Below are 17,504 nucleotides of genomic sequence, written 5' to 3'. Positions count from 1 at the left end.
GGTACGGACTATTTATCCAGATAACGTACCCGCTCACAAGCTGCCAACAAGAAAGCCCCGACTCCAAAGTTTGAAGTAGAGTTTGCATCCACTACCTGACCCGGTATCGCTTTCTCACCAATCGGCTGCACATAGCCAATCTTTCCATCGGGTTGCAAAGCAACTGTTGACAGGTATTTCCATGCTTTTTCAACTACCGGCTGATATTCATCGGAATTAAGGAAGCCATTGTTTATCCCCCACTGCAAACCATAAGTAAAGAAAGCTGTTCCGCTGGTTTCCGGTCCCGGCGCATGTTCAGGGTCAAGCATGCTGCGTGTCCAATAACCTTCCGGTTGCTGGCAGGCAGCAATAGATTTGGCAAGTGTACGGAAACGGTCTATATATTCCTGACGGTATTTATCTGTTTCGGGCAAGTCTTTCAGTACTTTTGCCAGTCCTGCCAATACCCAGCCGTCTCCACGTGCCCAAAAATCTTTTTTACCGTTCATACTTTTATGCTTGGGGTATACGTATTTACCGTCCCGATAGTAAAGTCCGGCTTCTTCATCATACATGATACTGTCGGCATAAGCAAGATATTCGTGCAGTTTCTCCAGGTAAAGCGGATTCTTCGTGATGTTGTACATCTTTGTCATAACAGGCATTACCATATACAGACCATCCGCCCACCACCAATAATCATGGTTAGAAGTACTCATCTGATATTCCATCACTTCGCGGGCACGGGCTATCTTCTGTGTATCCGGTTCCAGATTGTATAAATCAGCATAGGTCTGGAAACAAATCTGATAATCCCCGAAAAGTACATAGTCGTCACTTTCTCCATAACTATACTTCCAACAAGTTTTATCATCCGATTTAGCACCTTTCCATTCGTTATGTTCAGCCCAACCTTTCGAAAACTCTAAATATTCCGGCTTCTTTGTCAGGAAATAGGCTTCCATATTTCCGGTATGATAAGCTGCGTTATCCCAAAAGGAACGGCCATGTTCCGGGTGGTTCGCCTGCCAATACCCATTCACCTTATGGATAATCTCTATCACCTCTTCCGAAGAATCGGTTTTCTTATCCGTACAACCAGCACAGACCATGCTTCCTAAAAAGAAAGCGGAGAAAAGAGTTACGTATAAATTCTTCATATCTTTATTTATTTGTATTCATGTTCATTTCCAACACATATACCATCTGAGGTTCAATCTCTGCGGTACGTTCACCGTCTCCCTGGCGGGTATGTTGTACAAAGAGATGCAATTTCCGTTGTTGCTTCCAAAGTTCCGTGTCGTGTGACGGTTCCCAGGCATCTACCGGAAAGTCGGTTAAATCCGTTATCGTCCATTTGCTGGTACCGGCATCGGCAGCATGAGCTATAGAAACACAGCTTCCCCGTTCTTCGTCGCGGAAGATATAAAATACTTCTCCATCCTCTACGACAATACGCGGACGAGCGATAGGAATCATCTTCGTGCCACCGCCTTTCAGGGTAAAAGGCATTTTACGTTCTGTCACCTGCCGGTGATGCCATACTTTCCCGTCATTCCACACTATGCGATATTGCGGTACGTCACTGTCGGGTTCTCTCCAGTAAGTAGCTATATAGGGATTTCCGTCTGCATCGGCACTCATGCTTGTCTGGTTTATCAATTCACAGTTTTGAGGCAGGCGACAAGCATATTCCGCGTTCGATAATTTAATCGGAAGTTTATATTGCTCGCCATTCGATTTATACCAGGTTACACCATTATCAAACGAACGGGCATAACAAATATCGTGGTTTGTCTCTACATGCCAGGTTTCACGCCACACCCATGAAAGATGGATAGTTCCCTGTTCATCAACGTATAACTGCCAATAGGCGTTTCGTTGATTCTCGCCGTCAATCAATACATCCTGCACACGAGTCCACTTGCGTTCTTTCAATGAGTAACGGTTCATCACCAGATTACCACGCCCGGAAGAACCGGAACGGTAGGCAAACAATAAATCTCCGCCCGATAAAGGATAAAATTCGGGATAAGTAACATTACCTTCATCTACTCCGGTCATTGGCATTTTATCTCCCAACTCCAAAGAACCGGGAGCAATGCTCCGGCAGTAATTCAATTTATGACCATGATGGTCAAAAGATACGTGCACATACCCCTCTCCGTCCACCATCATACTGATGATATTATGGGCGTCCTTCACATTTCCCTGATATTGGGTACGATGCAGCGTCCATTGTCTGGAGTTCAGTCTGCGTTTTCCCAGTGTCAGATAACCGTCAGCATCATAATAGCTGATGTACTGCTCATCTCCATGAGTAACCAGAGAATTATTACGGAACACCGCAGTGTTGACTGAAGTACAGCTATACCCCTTCCCCACTTCCACCAAATGTTGGGAGTAACATAACACAGGAACCAGCATAATTCCGCAAAGCAGTAGCAATATCCGTTTCATGCTTGTTTTCTTTTTTATTTATCAAAGAAGGAAAGATTCCATTTCGCCTGCCAGGGGATAGTAATTTTTCCGTCTTTTATCAATACAGGCAACCATACATAGCGGGAGTCTTCCAAATCTTTCTTTTTCCAACGGTCGAAAAGGGCGATATATGCATCCTTCTTTCCTACGACAGGTTGCACATAAGTACTCTGTGCATAAAATGTCTTATCCGCATCCGGCCCGGTACATGGGTCTCCGATAGTTTTCCATGTACCCATAATAGAATCAGCCACTGCCATCTCAGCCACATTCGGGTCCCAGCCCGTACAACCGGAACTGAGCATATAATACTTACCCTTATATTTGAATACAGCCGGAGCTTCACGGGATTCTTTCACGAAATTACGTGTAAAGCGTCCGCTCGGCTTCAGATAGTCGTCAGTCAGCAGGCTGATATACATGGTTTCATTGTTCTCGGAAGAATAGAATTGATAGGCACGACCGTCATCGTCCACAAAAACGGTCTGGTCACGACTCATTGCATTGTTAGGGCGGAAACTTCCCTGATAAATGAACGGCCCAACGGGAGAATCGGCAACGGCAACTCCGGCACAAGCCTTACTGTAATCGGCACTTTCCACATGCGCCCACATTACGAACTTGCCCGTTTTCTTATTATAAACCACTTTCGGACGTTCCAAGACTTTGGACGGATGCAAGTCGTGATTCGGGTCATCTTTTACGGCCGGAAGCACAATGCCTTCAAATTTCCAGTTCAGCAAGTCTTTGGAAGAGTAGCAACCTACTCCGGTCACATCCGTACGGTAACATTCCCAGGTAGCCCATTCGGGCAAAATGGTTTTTCCTTTTTTGTACTCACCATACCAATAATATGTGCCATCGTGATAAAGAAGTCCGCCGCCATGAGCGTTAATCGGATTTCCATCGGTATCTTTCCACACTTCTCCGGGAATAAAGTTCGTATTCTTCTGAGCCTGTACGGATATTGGAAGCAAGCCTACGCAAGCCACAAACAGTAATAATAGTCTAGTCATATATCAATATTTGTTGGTTAATTCATTATTAATGAAAAGCATGGTCTTTCGGGAAGTCATTCCCTTCCCAGGCTTTTTTACTTGTCCAGTCTTCAGCAGGAGATGTCCAGAAGGGATGGTCAGCCGGAAGTCCGAGCGGCAGGAAAGCAAGTGATGCCATATATAAGCTACCATTATTTGTGTACCAGTCGGATATATCCGGTTGCTTGCCATTGAATCCCAACGTCAGGAATCCTTTTTCATTGAAATTACGGTCATCGCCAAACATTCGCTTAATAACAGCCGTCATGGCTGCACGCACTTGTCCGTTCGGCAATTCCTTGGGTAACCATTCTCTCCATGCCAGCAATGCTAAAGGCTGCAAAGTTCCTGTACGATAGGTAATAGAACGACCGAAAACAGGGAGCGTCCCTTCGGGAGAGATGAACCGTTCCAAAATCATTCCGAAACGTTGCATCCGTTTTACCGCACGGTTGTAATCACAGTCCGGCATATTCCAGACTTTATTCTTTCCGCCGTTGGTCATTATTTCCAGCGGTTCTATATACATGGGATGCAATACAAAACTATTGTAATAGTCGAAAGCAAAATCCTTTCCATCCGAATACCAGCCGTCACCGACGTACCATTCTTCCACTTTGCGCAGCGCCGAAGCTATGCGGTAAGTATCACTTGGCGCACCCGCTTTCCGTAGAAAGGCTTCTACGGTAGCAGAGAACAATAACCAATTCGTATAAGGCGGGTCTACCCGGTGAAGCTGTGTAAACTCGGTAATATAACGTTGTTTCGTCACGCTGTCCAACGGAACCCATAAAACATCATATCCTCTTATGAAACTTTCCGCGATATAAGCGGCATCCACCAGGGTTTGACCTTCCTTTCTCCACAACAAATAATCGGGACTTTCCGGGGCGACAGCCTGCGCATAACTCTTGAGCGCCCATTCACGCAGTTGTTTGCGTTGACCACCTTCAACCGTGTCATCATCCGGCAATGAAATCCAGGGAGCCAGTCCTGCCATCAAACGTCCGAAACATTCCATATAAGTAACCTTTTTATTTCTTCCGTCCCATGTCGGGCTTAACTCTACCAACATATTTTCCTGTAGCTTGCCTTCACTCATATTACTAAGCACCGGTGCAGCCATACGATACATCACTCCCGCCCATAACTCACGGTCAGTCGGTTCTTTCACTTGTTTCTTCTTTTTTGCCGACAGGTCTTGTGACGGAATCATCAAGATTGCCATAAGCAATAGTAATACGCAATGTCTATTCAAGTTCATGATATTATTTAGGTTTTTCGTTTACAAAGATAGTTCATACTCATAATAATAACGTCTAAATTTGTGTCAAAAAAGGGATACAAAGAGACCATTTTTCATACATATGCACTTATTACATACGAAATCAGTAAGGTTTCCACCTATCAACCCACTTCTATAATTTGTAAGCAGAATGGGTGGATAACGGGTTCTTCAAAAATTAAGGCTTAACCACTGATTACAACAATGAAAAATCAACCCAAAGGACAGAATATGAAAAAATGAATATTTTATCAATTTGTAATTAGAAATATGCGGGGGCTTTAAGCCCTATGCTAAAAAAGAGAAGAATTTTGATTTAAACAGATTCTCCAATTTTCCAATAAGCATCATTTTCTATCAAAACGAGTACAAAAGACACTAGTATGAGATGAAATATAAAGAACATGTACTCATTTTATTCTCAGATTGACATATTTCAAGTTTCACAATTTCAGTGATAACTAGAGCAAAATAGCCGTCTAAAAGGCTGGTTACTCCCTTGCTTTATATGAAACGATGTGTTCCCCGGTGAGCGTCGTTCCGTTCCTCACCGAGGAACACATCGTTTCTCGGTGAGGAACAAACCTTAGAAAGCTTCATTACTACGCATATCCATGCATCTTTTCTTCAAAAAGGTAGAGTAATATACCATATTTATGCATTATTTTATGCACTATCATTTCTAATTGGTCGAATTTCTCCAACCGTATTCAATGTTAATTCTTAAAAATGGAACATTTTATCGGGTAAACTTTTTGTGTTTCAGTCGTTCATCAACACAGCACCCCCTTGAGAATAAACGTCCAATTGTACTTTACCATTCTCCTTCACCTTTAACGGCACAAGTTGCGGTTCTCCTTTTTTATCATCCTTATAAAGAGAAATCGTTTTTCCAACAAACATTTCCAAATCCAGTTTCAGTTTCAACGGTTCTTTTCCGGCATTCACGGCAGCAACATACCAAGTGTCACCGTGTCGGCGTGCCAAAACTACGTATTGCCCGGGATACCCGTCAATGAAACGTGTTTCATCCCAAGTGGTGGGAACTGCTTTCATAAAGTCCATGCAAACCGGAGAAACATCATTCAGATTATTCGGGGCAAGGGCAAAGTTCTGAACAGGGTTCTGGAACAATACGGTGGTAGCCAATTGGAATATATCAGTAGTGCGACGAGTCGTACCGCCGTCATTGTTACGGTTCAGACGTTTGTTCAGGAAGCAGCCGCCAAATTCCATACTGCCTACCGTATTGCGGATAAACGGATGCAGGCAAGTATTGAATGCTTCTTCATCGCAGAAGTGCTGGTTAAACACCATATTTTCGGATGCCAGTACGGCTTCGCTACCTACGTAGTTCGGATACATACGCTCCCAACCGCGAGGGATGGTACAGCCGTGGAAGATGACCATCAGCCCGTGGTCGTCGGCATCACTGAGGATGTCTTCATACAGACGCATTGTCTCCTGTTTGTCGCCACCAAAGAAATCGACTTTGATTCCTTTCACACCCAGACTTTGCAGCCATTTCATTTCACGCTTGCGGATGATGGCATTATCCATATGGTTGACAGGTCCTTGTTCTATATCATTCCAATAGCCGGAAGAACTATACCATAAAAACAGTTCCACACCTTTGTTGCGGGCATATTCCATCAAAGATTTCATCCGGTCGCGTCCGATGCGTGTATCCCACCAGTTATCAATTAGTGCATATTCATACCCCATAGCGGCGGCAAAATCTATATAGCGAATCTGGTCGTCATAATTGATGCTGTCATCCTGCCAAAGAATCCAGCTCCATGTGCCGCGTCCGAAACGATAATCATGTTTCGTTTCGTAGAGGGGAGTTACCACATCCCAGGCAACCGTAGTCTCGACTATCGGTTTCAGGTTCTCGCCAACGGTAATAGTACGCCAGGGAGTAGCGCCGGGAAGTGCGAATGCCGGGGAAACTGTTCCGTTCCCATTGTTTTCTTCCGCCATCGGGAACGAGACAGTATATAGATTGCCTTCACTGACATCGCTCAAACGGGAACCGCAATAGCGGCTGTCCACGCCTGTCTCACTAACCAATACCCAGCCGTCATCACCTATACGGAACAAACAAGGGAAGGTATATCCATGTCCGTACTGCGAGCGTTCGCTCATCGGCGCATCCGCTTTATATTCTTCTTCATAGCTCGGCTTCGTGCGTTTCCAGCCAATCATGGCGTCGCTTTGCGGACACAGGAAAGTAGTAGTCTGTTGCGGGAAACGGAAGCCGGTCTGTTCATTATTGACGGTAACACTCCCTTTCCCGTCTTGTCTCGGCAAAGTATAGCGGAAAGCAATATCATTATCACTCACACGAAAAACAATGCCTATCTTTTGACCTTGTGCATTCTCGAGATTACAAGTCAGTTCATTGGCGCGATAATGTATTTGGGACGTTTTAATGCACGTCTGTTGATATACCGTATCTATCACTTCAACAGCATGTCCGGTCAGTTTCAAGCCTTTTGTAAAATCTCCTATATTGGTATTGATACCTAAAGGGGATTTCTCCAGCATTGTTTTTCCGTTATAGGTAACAGAATAACAGGGCTTTTCTTCATTCTGTACAAATACTACTAATTGCAGTTTCTCATCCGGTCCCTTTACCACTACATCTTGTGCAGCAAGAGTGTTCAGACCTAGAAACGTTATTAAGATACATAGCAATTTCTTCATAATATTACTTTGTTTTTAGACGAATCACTGTAAATGAATAAGCAGGTAATTGTTGCTTGAAGTTTGTTCCTATTTCGATTGTATCGGTTATAGGAAGCGGAGTTGATTCCGGGGCACCTGCCAATACCGTTCTTGTAGCAGAAGACTGAATACCGTCAATTCCCGGTAATTGCACTTCTGTTTCCACACTGACTGGCAATAAGTTCACCAACTTCACAATTACATCTCCGGTCTTGCTGTCACGGACAATGGAAGAACCTACACGAAGTTTCACACGGTTGTCTTGATTATCCAGGCTTATCTGTGAAGGGATATAGTGGTCCCCTGCATTCTGTCCATATAGCTTCTGGACATAATATCCGGTGGTCGGTTTCACTTCACGGTTATTGAAGTAAATCAAATCCGGGCTCCATTGGGTATGCTTTTCTTTCGCCAGCAAAGGAGCATAAGAAGTCATACTTACAACATCACCATTGCGTTCCAAAGCTGTGAGGTAAAGGGCTTCGGTCAATGCAGTTTCCATATTGGCCTTTCGTCCGGGGATATGGGTGGCATATTCACCCAGATAAACTTTTGTTTTTTTACTGCGGTCGTATTTATCGTAGAAATCCTGGTTATGCAGGAACCAGCCCGGAGACTGATAATAATGTTCGTCTACCATAGGAATACCCAGTTTATCCGCCAGTTTCCAACCTTCGACGTAATCCGTGCCCTCATTGAAAGGACCGACAGTACCTACAACGGTTATTTCGGGATATTTCTCTTTTATCGCATTGAAAATCATAGTGAAACGTTCTTCAAAGATATCAGTGATAAGGTCTTCGTTACCAATACCGATATATTTCAGATTGAAAGGTTTCGGATGCCCGGCTTCGGCACGCACCTTTCCCCATTTTGTCTTTTTCGCGTCACCGTTCGCCCATTCTATCAAATCCAGAATGTCCTGAATATAAGCCGGCATTTCACTCATCGGAATCCCGCCTTGCTGTCCGCCTCTCAAATCACCGTGACAAGCGGAATTCTGACAAGGGACACCGGCAGCAAGTACCGGCAGCGGTTCGGCACCTATGTCTTCACAGAACTGGAAATATTCATAATACCCCAGTCCCATGCTCTGATGATATCCCCAGAGATTGCGGGCGGGTTTACGGGCTTCCAGCGAGCCAATCGTATTTTTCCATTGATAGATATTCTTCAGACCATCGCCATGAGCCACACAGCCACCGGGGAAACGGACAAAGCGGGGATGCATATCAGCAAGCGTCTGAGCCAAATCGGCACGCAGTCCGTTCTTTCTGCCTTTGAATGTATTCTGCGGGAATAAAGAAATCATATCCAGTTCGACTTCACCTATTGATTGCGGTTGGAGTTCCAAATGTGTATCTGCAGATGCTTTTGCGGTCAATACCGCTTTATATTTCTTCCATGAACGGGAAGAAACTGTAATTGAGGTTTCTCCCTGTACTGTGCCATTGGCATCTACCAGACGTATGAGTAGTTTATTGGACTTATACCCTGCCGGGATACGGCCAAACAAAGAGATATTATACTTTTCGGCAGCTTTAAGAGCTATACCGTCAAAACCTGTATTTATCAACACAGCTCCCGGCTGCTTTATATCCAATACAGCATAATGAGGGTTGTTCGGATGGATAGGGTTCGTTGTGTTTATTGTAAATGCCGCATTCTCCCCTTTCAAATTCCAGGAATGGGTACTATTCCAATTCTTATCCCCCTCACGGTCGGACGGGTCATATTCGAAATCCCTGTTTTGAACCAATTCTGCGTATAAGCCACCATCGGCAGAGTAGTTAATATCCTCAAAGAAGATACCCAACAGTAAATCACTGATTTCCTTTGTTTCTTCCGGTTGCGCCGTGATGGTAGCCTTTACAGGTTTCAGTCCGGCGAAACGTTCTTTGTCCTGTACGGGACGTTCCGCATGCAAAGCATTTCGATATTGGTTCCTTTCATAATTCTTCGTCAGTTCGTCCACTATTGCCCAAGACACACGGTTGATATTTCCTGTCTGTTCTTGTCCGGCAATAATTGCCTTAGTTCTTGTGCCTTCAAAATCAGAAGTTGTCCGGGGATACCTCTGGCTTTCCCAATAAACCAAGTCTTTTGATTTTGCCTGTCCGTATCCGTCATGGGCATTCAGTTTCCAAGTACAGAGCCATTCTCCACCGGGAAGCTGTTTCAAGAATGGGTCGAGCATCTTTTTCTGTGAACCCCAACGACTATAATCACAACGGAGATAGCCTGTTCCCTGACCTACTTCGAACCAGTGTTTCCCGTCCATGCTCCATGCAAAACGAAGTCCGCTCCGCCCGTCGTCGCTGCGGGTGGCGTAGGAGAAAAGAGATACAGAATCCGGTACGCTCGCCGTTTCTTTGATTGCAGCTAAAGTGACCTGTTGAAACGACAAAAACAAGACAACTGACAGCAGGAATAATTTTCTCATGGCATAAGTATCATTAAGATTATCAATCGCAAAGATAAGAGTTTCACTGTTACAGCGAATACCTTTTAAGTGTAAAATTACCAATTATTATTCAAAAGCATAGCAAGCAGCAAATTAACAAGAATAATTTGTACACCTTTCCAGTAGTATGTATGATTATCCAGTAGTAAAGCCGTGATTTACTTCGGCTTGTTATAGGCCTTCCGGTTTTCCATAGGCCTTGTACAGGCGGTTCAGTTCCTTTCCGGTGATAGGTATCACGGTGCCGTGACGGGGATGGAAATCCATGCTGACGGCATGGTCTATCACTTTAAAGTTTTCCAGGTCGGTACTTTCCGTAAACTGGTATTTGCCTTTCATATATACGTCGTACATCAAGATATATTTGTCCGAGCCTATCAGCGGGAAGATGCCTGCACCTTCCACAGCTTCTTTCGTCTGTTGTTTATAATCATCCGATTCCGTCCATTGTCCGGAAGTCAGAGAGGTGGTAGTCGCTTTTTTGATTCCATTGCCATCCCCTTCCGTCTTATAGAACAGGTGATAAAGCCCGTCTTTGTAGATAATGTCTCCGTCGATACATGATTTTCCGTTCTTCGGCAGAAACAAGGGTTTCGGTTCGCCTTCGAGGTCGGTAAAATCCTTATTGGCATACGCATAATAAATAATATCTGCGCCATTGCCATGTTTCATTGACCAATATACCATATATTTTCCGGCTTCCTTGTCATAGACGGTTTGGGGAGCCCATACACGTTTCAGATTTTCCTGATTGGGATATTTCTTCTGAATATTCACTATGTTGGAAGTCCAGTGCACCAGGTCTTTCGATTTCAACAGTACCATGGCACGATTGGAATCCCATCCGTTCCCGGATACCATGTCGGTAACCACCATATAGAATGTTTTGCCATCCTCACAACGCAGGATATGGGGGTCGCGTACTCCACCCGTAGAGCTTATCACACGGGAATCAAGTATCGGTTGGTTGTCATTCAGGGCTTTATAATTATATCCGTCAAGGCTGACAGCCATTCGAATGGCTTCTTCGCTCATCTTATTTCCGGTGAAGTAAACAAACAGGTAGGCGGATTGCTGGCAATAGCCGGTTAGCACTCCTGTAAAAAGGAGTGCCAAGAGGGTGGTATATTTCTTCATATTCATTTTACATTCAATGCTTGGTGTATGGTGATAATTGGTGTATGATTATTGATATACGATAATTTAATATTTGAAATCCGCAGGTTTCACATATACACGATATTCGCGAATCATGCCCGGATAATTCTTTTCGGCACGGGGAAGATAACGGAAGCCTGTCACCGTTTCCACTTTACTCAAGTCAATCACCAAGTGATGAGGATAAGCCACATTATCCACTGTCATCCAGAAAGTGGATTCCTGCAAGTCGAATATCTTATCGGCGGTACGGTTGCCGCTGCGGGTTTCTTCGCTGTCGGCGTAACGAATCTTCCAATGTTCGCGGGATACCGGTTTGCCGTCCGCACCTAATACTTCAAATTCTGCAATGGCGACAATGTTATCGTTTGCTTGCGGAGACAATGCTTCGAGACAGAAGAAACGTCCTTTCACCGGAGCGGTGAAGCGTACTTCCTGCCAGCCGTTGCCCGGGGTAAAGGCGCCTTCATATACGGCTTTCTCTGTTGACAAATTCAGTTTTTCGCCTTCTTTGCGATGTGTTTCCGGTGCTTTTTCACGAAGTACATCGAGGATAGGTTTCTTCAAGCCTTTGATGGTGGCTTTTGCCGGACCTTTCAAGTCCAGGACAAGGATTTCATTCTCTCCTTCTTTCAGCCAGCAGCCTGGCATGAAGAGGGTTTGCTGTGGACCGATTTCCCAAAAACGTCCCATTGCATGACCGTTCACCCAAACCATGCCTTTGCCCCATGTGCTCATGTCGAGGAAGGTATCTCCGACTTTATCCAGTTTAAAGCTGCTCTTGTAGTAGGCAGGCATGGTCGGCAGGATTTTGGTGTCGCTATACTTTTTGTTTTTGATGAAAGAGTAGTCTACCGGGAAGTTATATACTGTCCAGTTTTTCAGGTCTTTCGTCTGATTGCCGGAGATTAGTTCCACCTTTTCGGTGATACCTTTCCGGTCATGGATGGATTTGTCAAAGTTGACACGTCCCATCGCTTCAACAAGAATATCCAGTTGCGTACCTTTCTTCAGTGCGGGAAGCGTAGTTGTAAATTCACCCTTGCGACGGTCTAAACGAGCCAGGAGCTTGCCGTCGGCATATATCTGTGCCCAGTCGTGCACTTCTGTTATCTTCAAGGTTGTGCCTGCGGCAGTAGTTTCAGGCAGAGTTGTGCGATACAAGATTGTTCCCCACCCCTGGTTGAACTGTTCCATCGGTTGAATATCCACCGAGTGTTTCGCTTCCGGCAGGTTAGAGAAAAGCGGAGCTATTTTAGTGAAGTGAAATTCGGGAATCTCTATTACAGGCAATGCAGCGGGAGCTTCCGGCAATGTCTCGCCAGCCGGGAGATAGTTTTTCAACAAATCACGCAATAAGAAGTATTTCTCTGTCGTCCAACCGGGTTCACTGATTGGCGCATCATAATCATAAGAACTGCACATGGCAGAATAAGCCGGATTGTTAGCGCCGCCCCAATGACCGAAGGTTGTTCCACCGTGAGTCATATAGAGACTGAAAGAGATATTGCGGTCGAGCATATCCTTGATACCTTGCACCATATCTTTGGCAGGGCGTGTCTCATGCTTGCGTCCCCAATGGTCGAACCAGCCACTCCAAAATTCACTGCACATCAGCGGAGTTTCGGGGCGAAGCTCTTTCAGTTTCTTGAATTGCTGGTCGATATTGGCTCCTGTTCCGAAGTTTACCGTCCAAATCAGGTCGTCAAGCGCGTTGTTGGTAAAGTTACTGCTCCAGTCACATTGGAACAAAGGAACATCGGTGAAACCCGATTCACGGACTAAATCACGTACGGCAGATACATAAGGTTTGTCTGTCCCATAAGAACCATACTCGTTTTCCACCTGCACCATGATGATATTACCGCCTTTATTTACTTGCAGCGGAGCCAGTTGCTTGCCGACTTCTTTCATAAAGATGCCGACACGTTCCATATAATAAGGGTCGAGCGTGCGCAATGCCACGTCTTTTTTCTTCAGCAGCCACCAGGGAAGTCCACCCATCTCCCACTCCGCACATACATACGGGCCGGGACGGACAATGACATACATGCCATGTTTCTGTGCGGTACGGCAGAAAGCGGCAATATCATTCTGACCGGAGAAGTCGAACTTTCCTTCTTCCTGTTCATGGATATTCCAAAAGATATAAATACAAATCGTATTCATCCCCAACGCTTTGCACATTTCAATGCGATGGTCCCAATATGCCTGTGGAATGCGGGTGTAATGCAGTTCGGCCGCTTTCACCACAAATGGTTTACCGTCGAGCAAGAATGTATTCTTGCCAGCCTCAAATTTACGGGCAGTAGTTTGTGCCTGTGCACTACTAAAGATAATGACTGTAAAAAGTACCAGTAAAGCAATCAATCTGTTTTTCATGGTTTATTCAAAATAGAATTTTAATAGTATACGGCAAAGGTAGGCGATTCACCTAAATGAGAGGGCATAATTATCATTCAAAAAGGGTTGGAAATAAAGCAAAATTGCTTTTACAGGCAGAAAAACGACAATGGTCAAAAGATGATGGTCATAAAATGACCATCATCTTTTGACCATTACTACATTACTATAACTAAAATCAGTTTTCTTTTGTCAGCAGGCTTTCCAGTTCTTCCGCATTCAGACGGAGATAGAATTGTCCGCGATAAGCTACGGAAATAGCGCCCGTTTCTTCAGAGACAATGATGGCATGGGCGTCCGATTGCTGTGAGATTCCCATAGCTGCGCGGTGACGCAATCCTAATTCTTTGGGAATATTCAAGTCATGGGATACAGGAAGGATACATCCGGCCGCTTTGATACGTTTCTTACTGATTACCATTGCGCCGTCATGCAAAGGACTGTTCTTGAAAAAGATGTTTTCAATCAGGCGTTGGTTGATTGCCGCGTCGATTACTTCACCTGTACGAACGATTTCATCTAAGGGGACATTATGTTCAATGACAATCAACGCGCCGACTTTTTGTTTGCCCATACTCAAACAAGCCATAACTACCGGCATGATGTCGTCGTGCTTCAGAGCTTCTTTCTTCGAGCCGTTGAAAAGACGTGCTAATGCGCTGACATGGCGATGAGAACCCAAGGTTAATAAAAAACGGCGTATCTCATCCTGGAAAAGGACAATCAAGGCTATCACACCCACATTCATCAATGTGTCGAAAATAGAACCCAACAGTTTCATTTCCAGCACTTGCGTCACTACGAGCCAAATCAGGATAAAAACAAGGATGCCGGTGAAAACCTTGATGGAGCCGGACGCTTTCATCAGTTTGTAGGTATAGTACAACAGCAAAGCTACCAGCAGAATATCAATAAAATCTTTTATGCCAAATTCAAAAAACATGCTATCTTCTTTTATTTGCTATATGAACTTTCTTTTTTTATCTTTTCCGTGATTTGGACGGCTTCTACTGCTTCGCGTACATCATGCACCCGGAGAATATGCGCGCCTTTCATTAACGCAACAGTATCCAGGATAGTTGTCCCGTTCAGCGAATCTTGCGGAGTTCCGCCCAATAATTTATAAATCATTGATTTCCGGGATACTCCGACCAATACCGGAAGCTCGAAAATACTGAATTCTTCGAGGTGTGCCATCAGTTCATAATTATGCTCCAATGTCTTGCCGAAGCCGAAGCCCGGGTCGAGGATAATATCTTTTGCACCCAAATCACGGAGTTGCTGCACTTTACGGGCGAAATACAGGAAGACTTCTTTTATCAGATTATCGTAATGAGGTTCTTTCTGCATACTTTGCGGCGTTCCCTGCATATGCATCATGATATAGGGCACGCCCAGTTCGGCTACTGTATGGAACATCCGGTCGTCCATCTCACCGGCAGCTATGTCATTGATAATGGCTACTCCGTATTCCTTCACACATTGTTCCGCCACATCGGCGCGGAAAGTGTCTACGGAAACGATAGCGTCCGGGTGGTTACGGTTCAGGATTTCCAGTCCGGTGCGAAGCCTGCGCATTTCTTCTTCGGCAGAGATATGTTCGGCGTTGGGACGGGAAGAGTAAGCCCCTATATCAATAATGGAAGCACCTTCGTCAATGATTTGCCGGGCACGGGCGGCAATTTCCTCTTCGGTCTGCATCCGGCTGCCGGAATAAAAAGAATCGGGAGTTACATTCAAAATACCCATCACTTGCGGAGTAGCAAGGTCGAGCAACCGCCCTTTTACATTTATATAAATAGGAGATACAGGTTTCATCATTGATACTATTCCTTTTAGATTGCCTACAAATGTAGATAAAAAAAGCAAGTATTGCACTAAAAATAATAAATAAACGTATATTTGCAATCAATAGAAGAAACCGAAAAATTCATACCATGTGCCGATTACCCCTCATTCGCGTAGGATTTATTTTTTTCCTTTTGTTCTTAACAGCTTCTGCCAAAGCTCAAAAAGAGGCCGAAACATTTAACGTTGATTCTACTCTGTATGAATATTATCAGCGTTGCCAGGAATACTTGTTAGAACCTGTTGTGCTCGGCATGTCTGACACCTTGTTCAATATGGCTGCCGAACAGCATGACACACGCATGCAGGCAGTAGCCATTGCTACCCAACTGGACTATTATTATTTTCAGGGGACGCAGGAAGACAGTGTTATCTTCTACACCGACAAGGTGAAGAATTTCGCCCGGACTACCCGCCAACCCAAATATTATTATTTCGCGTGGGCCAACAGGCTCATCACCTACTACCTGAAAACAGGCAGACCCAACCTGGCATTCTACGAAGCACAAAAAATGCTGAAAGAAGCGCAGGAAGAGGATGACAAGACAGGGTTGTCCCGTTGCTATAACATCATGTCGCAAATCTACACCGTCAAAGGACTGGATGGCATGGCCTGCGAATGGCGTCTGAAAGAAATCGAACTGACCGAAAAATATAAGCTCGAGAACTATAATATTTCTCAGACTTATACTCAAATAGCCAATTACTATATCAATCAGAATAAGCCCAAAGAGGCATTGGAAGCGCTGGAAAAGTCCATCGAAACCGCCAACTCTCCTATTCAAAAGATTACCGCGAAACTGGAATATATCAACTATTACAGCAAATACGAAAATTTCCCGGCTGCCGAGAATATACTACAGGAATGTAAACAGGAGTTTGACCAGGACAAGAGACTGGAATCTATCAAGAAAAGGCTCTACAACATGGAATGCCTTTACTACAAACAGACCAAACAGTATCAGAAAGCTCTGGAAGCCTCCGACAGGCAGGAAATGGAAGAGCAACGCCTTAGCGAAAGTGCGCTTAACAGCAGCCACTACCGCACGAAAGGGGAAATATACAGCGACATGGGCAACATGAACCAGGCTGTCAAATACCTGCAAATGTATATCAAGACCGAAGACTCATTGAAAATAACCAATGAGCAGATGGCCAGCAGCGAGTTCGCCACTTTGCTCAATGTGGAAAAGCTTAATGCCGAAAAGAAGGAGCTTATGCTTCAGGCACAGGAAAAAGAGATACATAATAAAACAACGCTGATTATCTCATTGATTATTGTATTGGGTATTGTATTCATGTTCCTGTACAGGGAGAACTTCCTGAACAGGAAACTGAAAGTTTCGGAAGCGGAACTAAAGATAAGTAACGAAGAGTTAACGGTATCACGGGAAGAATTGCGCAAAGCCAGGGATATAGCGGAAGCCAACAGCCGGATGAAAACAACATTCATTCAAAGTATGACGCACGAAATCCGCACGCCGCTCAATTCTATCATAGGCTTCTCGCAGGTTTTGAGCGACCATTACAGCAACAGTCCGGAAACCCGGGAGTTTGTCAATATCATCAAGAGTAACAGCAATGACTTGCTTCGACTGGTCACTGATGTACTTACCTTATCCGAGTTAGACCAGTATGACGAGCTTCCTGTAAATACCGAAACGGATATAAATACTGTCTGTCAGCTTGCATACGAAGTAGCCAAGGATAACAGGCAGCAGGATGTAGAAGTGATACTCGAACCGGAAAGAGAGTATTTGTTTATCCTTAGTAATCCACAACGCGTTTCACAAGCCTTGAATAACCTGGCACATAATGCTGCCAAATTCACGACTAACGGCAGTATCCGTATTGCTTACTCTGTATTGGAAGCAGAAAAGAAGTTGGAAATCACTGTGACCGACACGGGAATCGGTATCCCGGAAGAACAGCAGGATGTGGTATTCTCCCGTTTCTACAAAGCGAACTCTTTCACACAGGGAACAGGGCTAGGACTTCCCATCAGCCGGGGGATTGTTGAGAAACTGGGTGGTAGTCTGCGAATAGACTCTTCGTATACAGGTGGATGCCGGATGGTACTGACTTTACCTTTGGTTTATGCCTAAGTAAAAAACAG

General features: G+C 44.7%; 11 protein-coding genes. 1 reads left to right on the top strand and 10 read right to left on the bottom strand.

Going from position 1 to position 17,504, the window contains the following annotated elements; translation table 11 throughout:
• Positions 1 to 8: 8 nt before the first annotated feature.
• The 10 genes from BacF7301_RS07875 to folP form a co-directional block, all read right to left on the bottom strand.
• Positions 9 to 1,142 carry a glycoside hydrolase family 88/105 protein gene (locus BacF7301_RS07875; protein ID WP_167961767.1) on the bottom strand — a complete coding sequence of 378 codons (1,134 nt, stop codon included), beginning with the start codon at positions 1,140 to 1,142 and terminating at the stop codon, positions 9 to 11.
• A gap of 4 nt (positions 1,143 to 1,146) precedes the next feature.
• Positions 1,147 to 2,442 carry an alpha-l-rhamnosidase gene (locus BacF7301_RS07870; protein WP_167961766.1) on the bottom strand — a complete coding sequence of 432 codons (1,296 nt, stop codon included), beginning with the start codon at positions 2,440 to 2,442 and terminating at the stop codon, positions 1,147 to 1,149.
• 14 nt (positions 2,443 to 2,456) lie between these two features.
• Positions 2,457 to 3,479 (bottom strand): glycoside hydrolase family 43 protein, encoded by a 1,023-nt coding sequence (locus tag BacF7301_RS07865; protein ID WP_167961765.1) that lies wholly within the window; start codon positions 3,477 to 3,479, stop codon positions 2,457 to 2,459.
• 28 nt (positions 3,480 to 3,507) lie between these two features.
• Positions 3,508 to 4,764 (bottom strand): DUF2264 domain-containing protein, encoded by a 1,257-nt coding sequence (locus BacF7301_RS07860; RefSeq protein WP_167961764.1) that lies wholly within the window; start codon positions 4,762 to 4,764, stop codon positions 3,508 to 3,510.
• A 783-nt stretch (positions 4,765 to 5,547) separates the two neighbouring features.
• Complete coding sequence (locus tag BacF7301_RS07855) at positions 5,548 to 7,494, bottom strand: glycoside hydrolase family 97 protein (protein WP_167961763.1); 1,947 nt, start codon at positions 7,492 to 7,494, stop codon at positions 5,548 to 5,550.
• A 4-nt stretch (positions 7,495 to 7,498) separates the two neighbouring features.
• Positions 7,499 to 9,958 carry an alpha-L-arabinofuranosidase family protein gene (locus BacF7301_RS07850; RefSeq protein WP_167961762.1) on the bottom strand — a complete coding sequence of 820 codons (2,460 nt, stop codon included), beginning with the start codon at positions 9,956 to 9,958 and terminating at the stop codon, positions 7,499 to 7,501.
• Positions 9,959 to 10,150: 192 nt separating this feature from the next.
• Positions 10,151 to 11,122, bottom strand: coding sequence for a glycoside hydrolase family 43 protein (locus tag BacF7301_RS07845; RefSeq protein ID WP_167961761.1), 972 nt, complete (start codon positions 11,120 to 11,122; stop codon positions 10,151 to 10,153).
• Positions 11,123 to 11,182: 60 nt separating this feature from the next.
• A complete protein-coding gene (locus tag BacF7301_RS07840; RefSeq protein WP_167961759.1) occupies positions 11,183 to 13,519 on the bottom strand; it encodes a beta-galactosidase in 2,337 nt (778 codons plus the stop codon).
• Positions 13,520 to 13,718: 199 nt separating this feature from the next.
• Positions 13,719 to 14,483: a diadenylate cyclase CdaA gene (gene cdaA / locus BacF7301_RS07835; protein ID WP_167961757.1), complete on the bottom strand. Its 765-nt coding sequence runs from the start codon at positions 14,481 to 14,483 to the stop codon at positions 13,719 to 13,721.
• Positions 14,484 to 14,494: 11 nt separating this feature from the next.
• A complete protein-coding gene (gene folP, locus BacF7301_RS07830) occupies positions 14,495 to 15,361 on the bottom strand; it encodes a dihydropteroate synthase (protein WP_209319513.1) in 867 nt (288 codons plus the stop codon).
• A 116-nt stretch (positions 15,362 to 15,477) separates the two neighbouring features.
• Here folP and BacF7301_RS07825 point away from each other — a divergent pair, with 116 nt between their 5' ends.
• Positions 15,478 to 17,493, top strand: coding sequence for a tetratricopeptide repeat-containing sensor histidine kinase (locus BacF7301_RS07825; RefSeq protein ID WP_167961755.1), 2,016 nt, complete (start codon positions 15,478 to 15,480; stop codon positions 17,491 to 17,493).
• Positions 17,494 to 17,504 lie beyond the last annotated feature (11 nt).

It is taken from the genome of Bacteroides faecium (assembly GCF_012113595.1).
GTDB lineage: Bacteria > Bacteroidota > Bacteroidia > Bacteroidales > Bacteroidaceae > Bacteroides > Bacteroides faecium.
Note: the sequence above shows the minus strand (reverse complement) of the source record. Positions and strands in the feature narration are given on the sequence as shown.

Excerpts from the sequence above, each read along its gene's own strand:
- BacF7301_RS07840 (WP_167961759.1), bottom strand. The coding sequence starts at position 13,519 with ATGAAAAACAGATTGATTGCTTTACTGGTACTTTTTACAGTCATTATC.
- BacF7301_RS07865 (WP_167961765.1), bottom strand. The coding sequence starts at position 3,479 with ATGACTAGACTATTATTACTGTTTGTGGCTTGCGTAGGCTTGCTTCCA.
- cdaA (WP_167961757.1), bottom strand. The coding sequence starts at position 14,483 with ATGTTTTTTGAATTTGGCATAAAAGATTTTATTGATATTCTGCTGGTA.
- BacF7301_RS07875 (WP_167961767.1), bottom strand. The coding sequence starts at position 1,142 with ATGAAGAATTTATACGTAACTCTTTTCTCCGCTTTCTTTTTAGGAAGC.
- folP (WP_209319513.1), bottom strand. The coding sequence starts at position 15,361 with ATGATGAAACCTGTATCTCCTATTTATATAAATGTAAAAGGGCGGTTG.
- BacF7301_RS07850 (WP_167961762.1), bottom strand. The coding sequence starts at position 9,958 with ATGAGAAAATTATTCCTGCTGTCAGTTGTCTTGTTTTTGTCGTTTCAA.
- BacF7301_RS07855 (WP_167961763.1), bottom strand. The coding sequence starts at position 7,494 with ATGAAGAAATTGCTATGTATCTTAATAACGTTTCTAGGTCTGAACACT.
- BacF7301_RS07845 (WP_167961761.1), bottom strand. The coding sequence starts at position 11,122 with ATGAATATGAAGAAATATACCACCCTCTTGGCACTCCTTTTTACAGGA.
- BacF7301_RS07860 (WP_167961764.1), bottom strand. The coding sequence starts at position 4,764 with ATGAACTTGAATAGACATTGCGTATTACTATTGCTTATGGCAATCTTG.
- BacF7301_RS07825 (WP_167961755.1), top strand. The coding sequence starts at position 15,478 with ATGTGCCGATTACCCCTCATTCGCGTAGGATTTATTTTTTTCCTTTTG.
- BacF7301_RS07870 (WP_167961766.1), bottom strand. The coding sequence starts at position 2,442 with ATGAAACGGATATTGCTACTGCTTTGCGGAATTATGCTGGTTCCTGTG.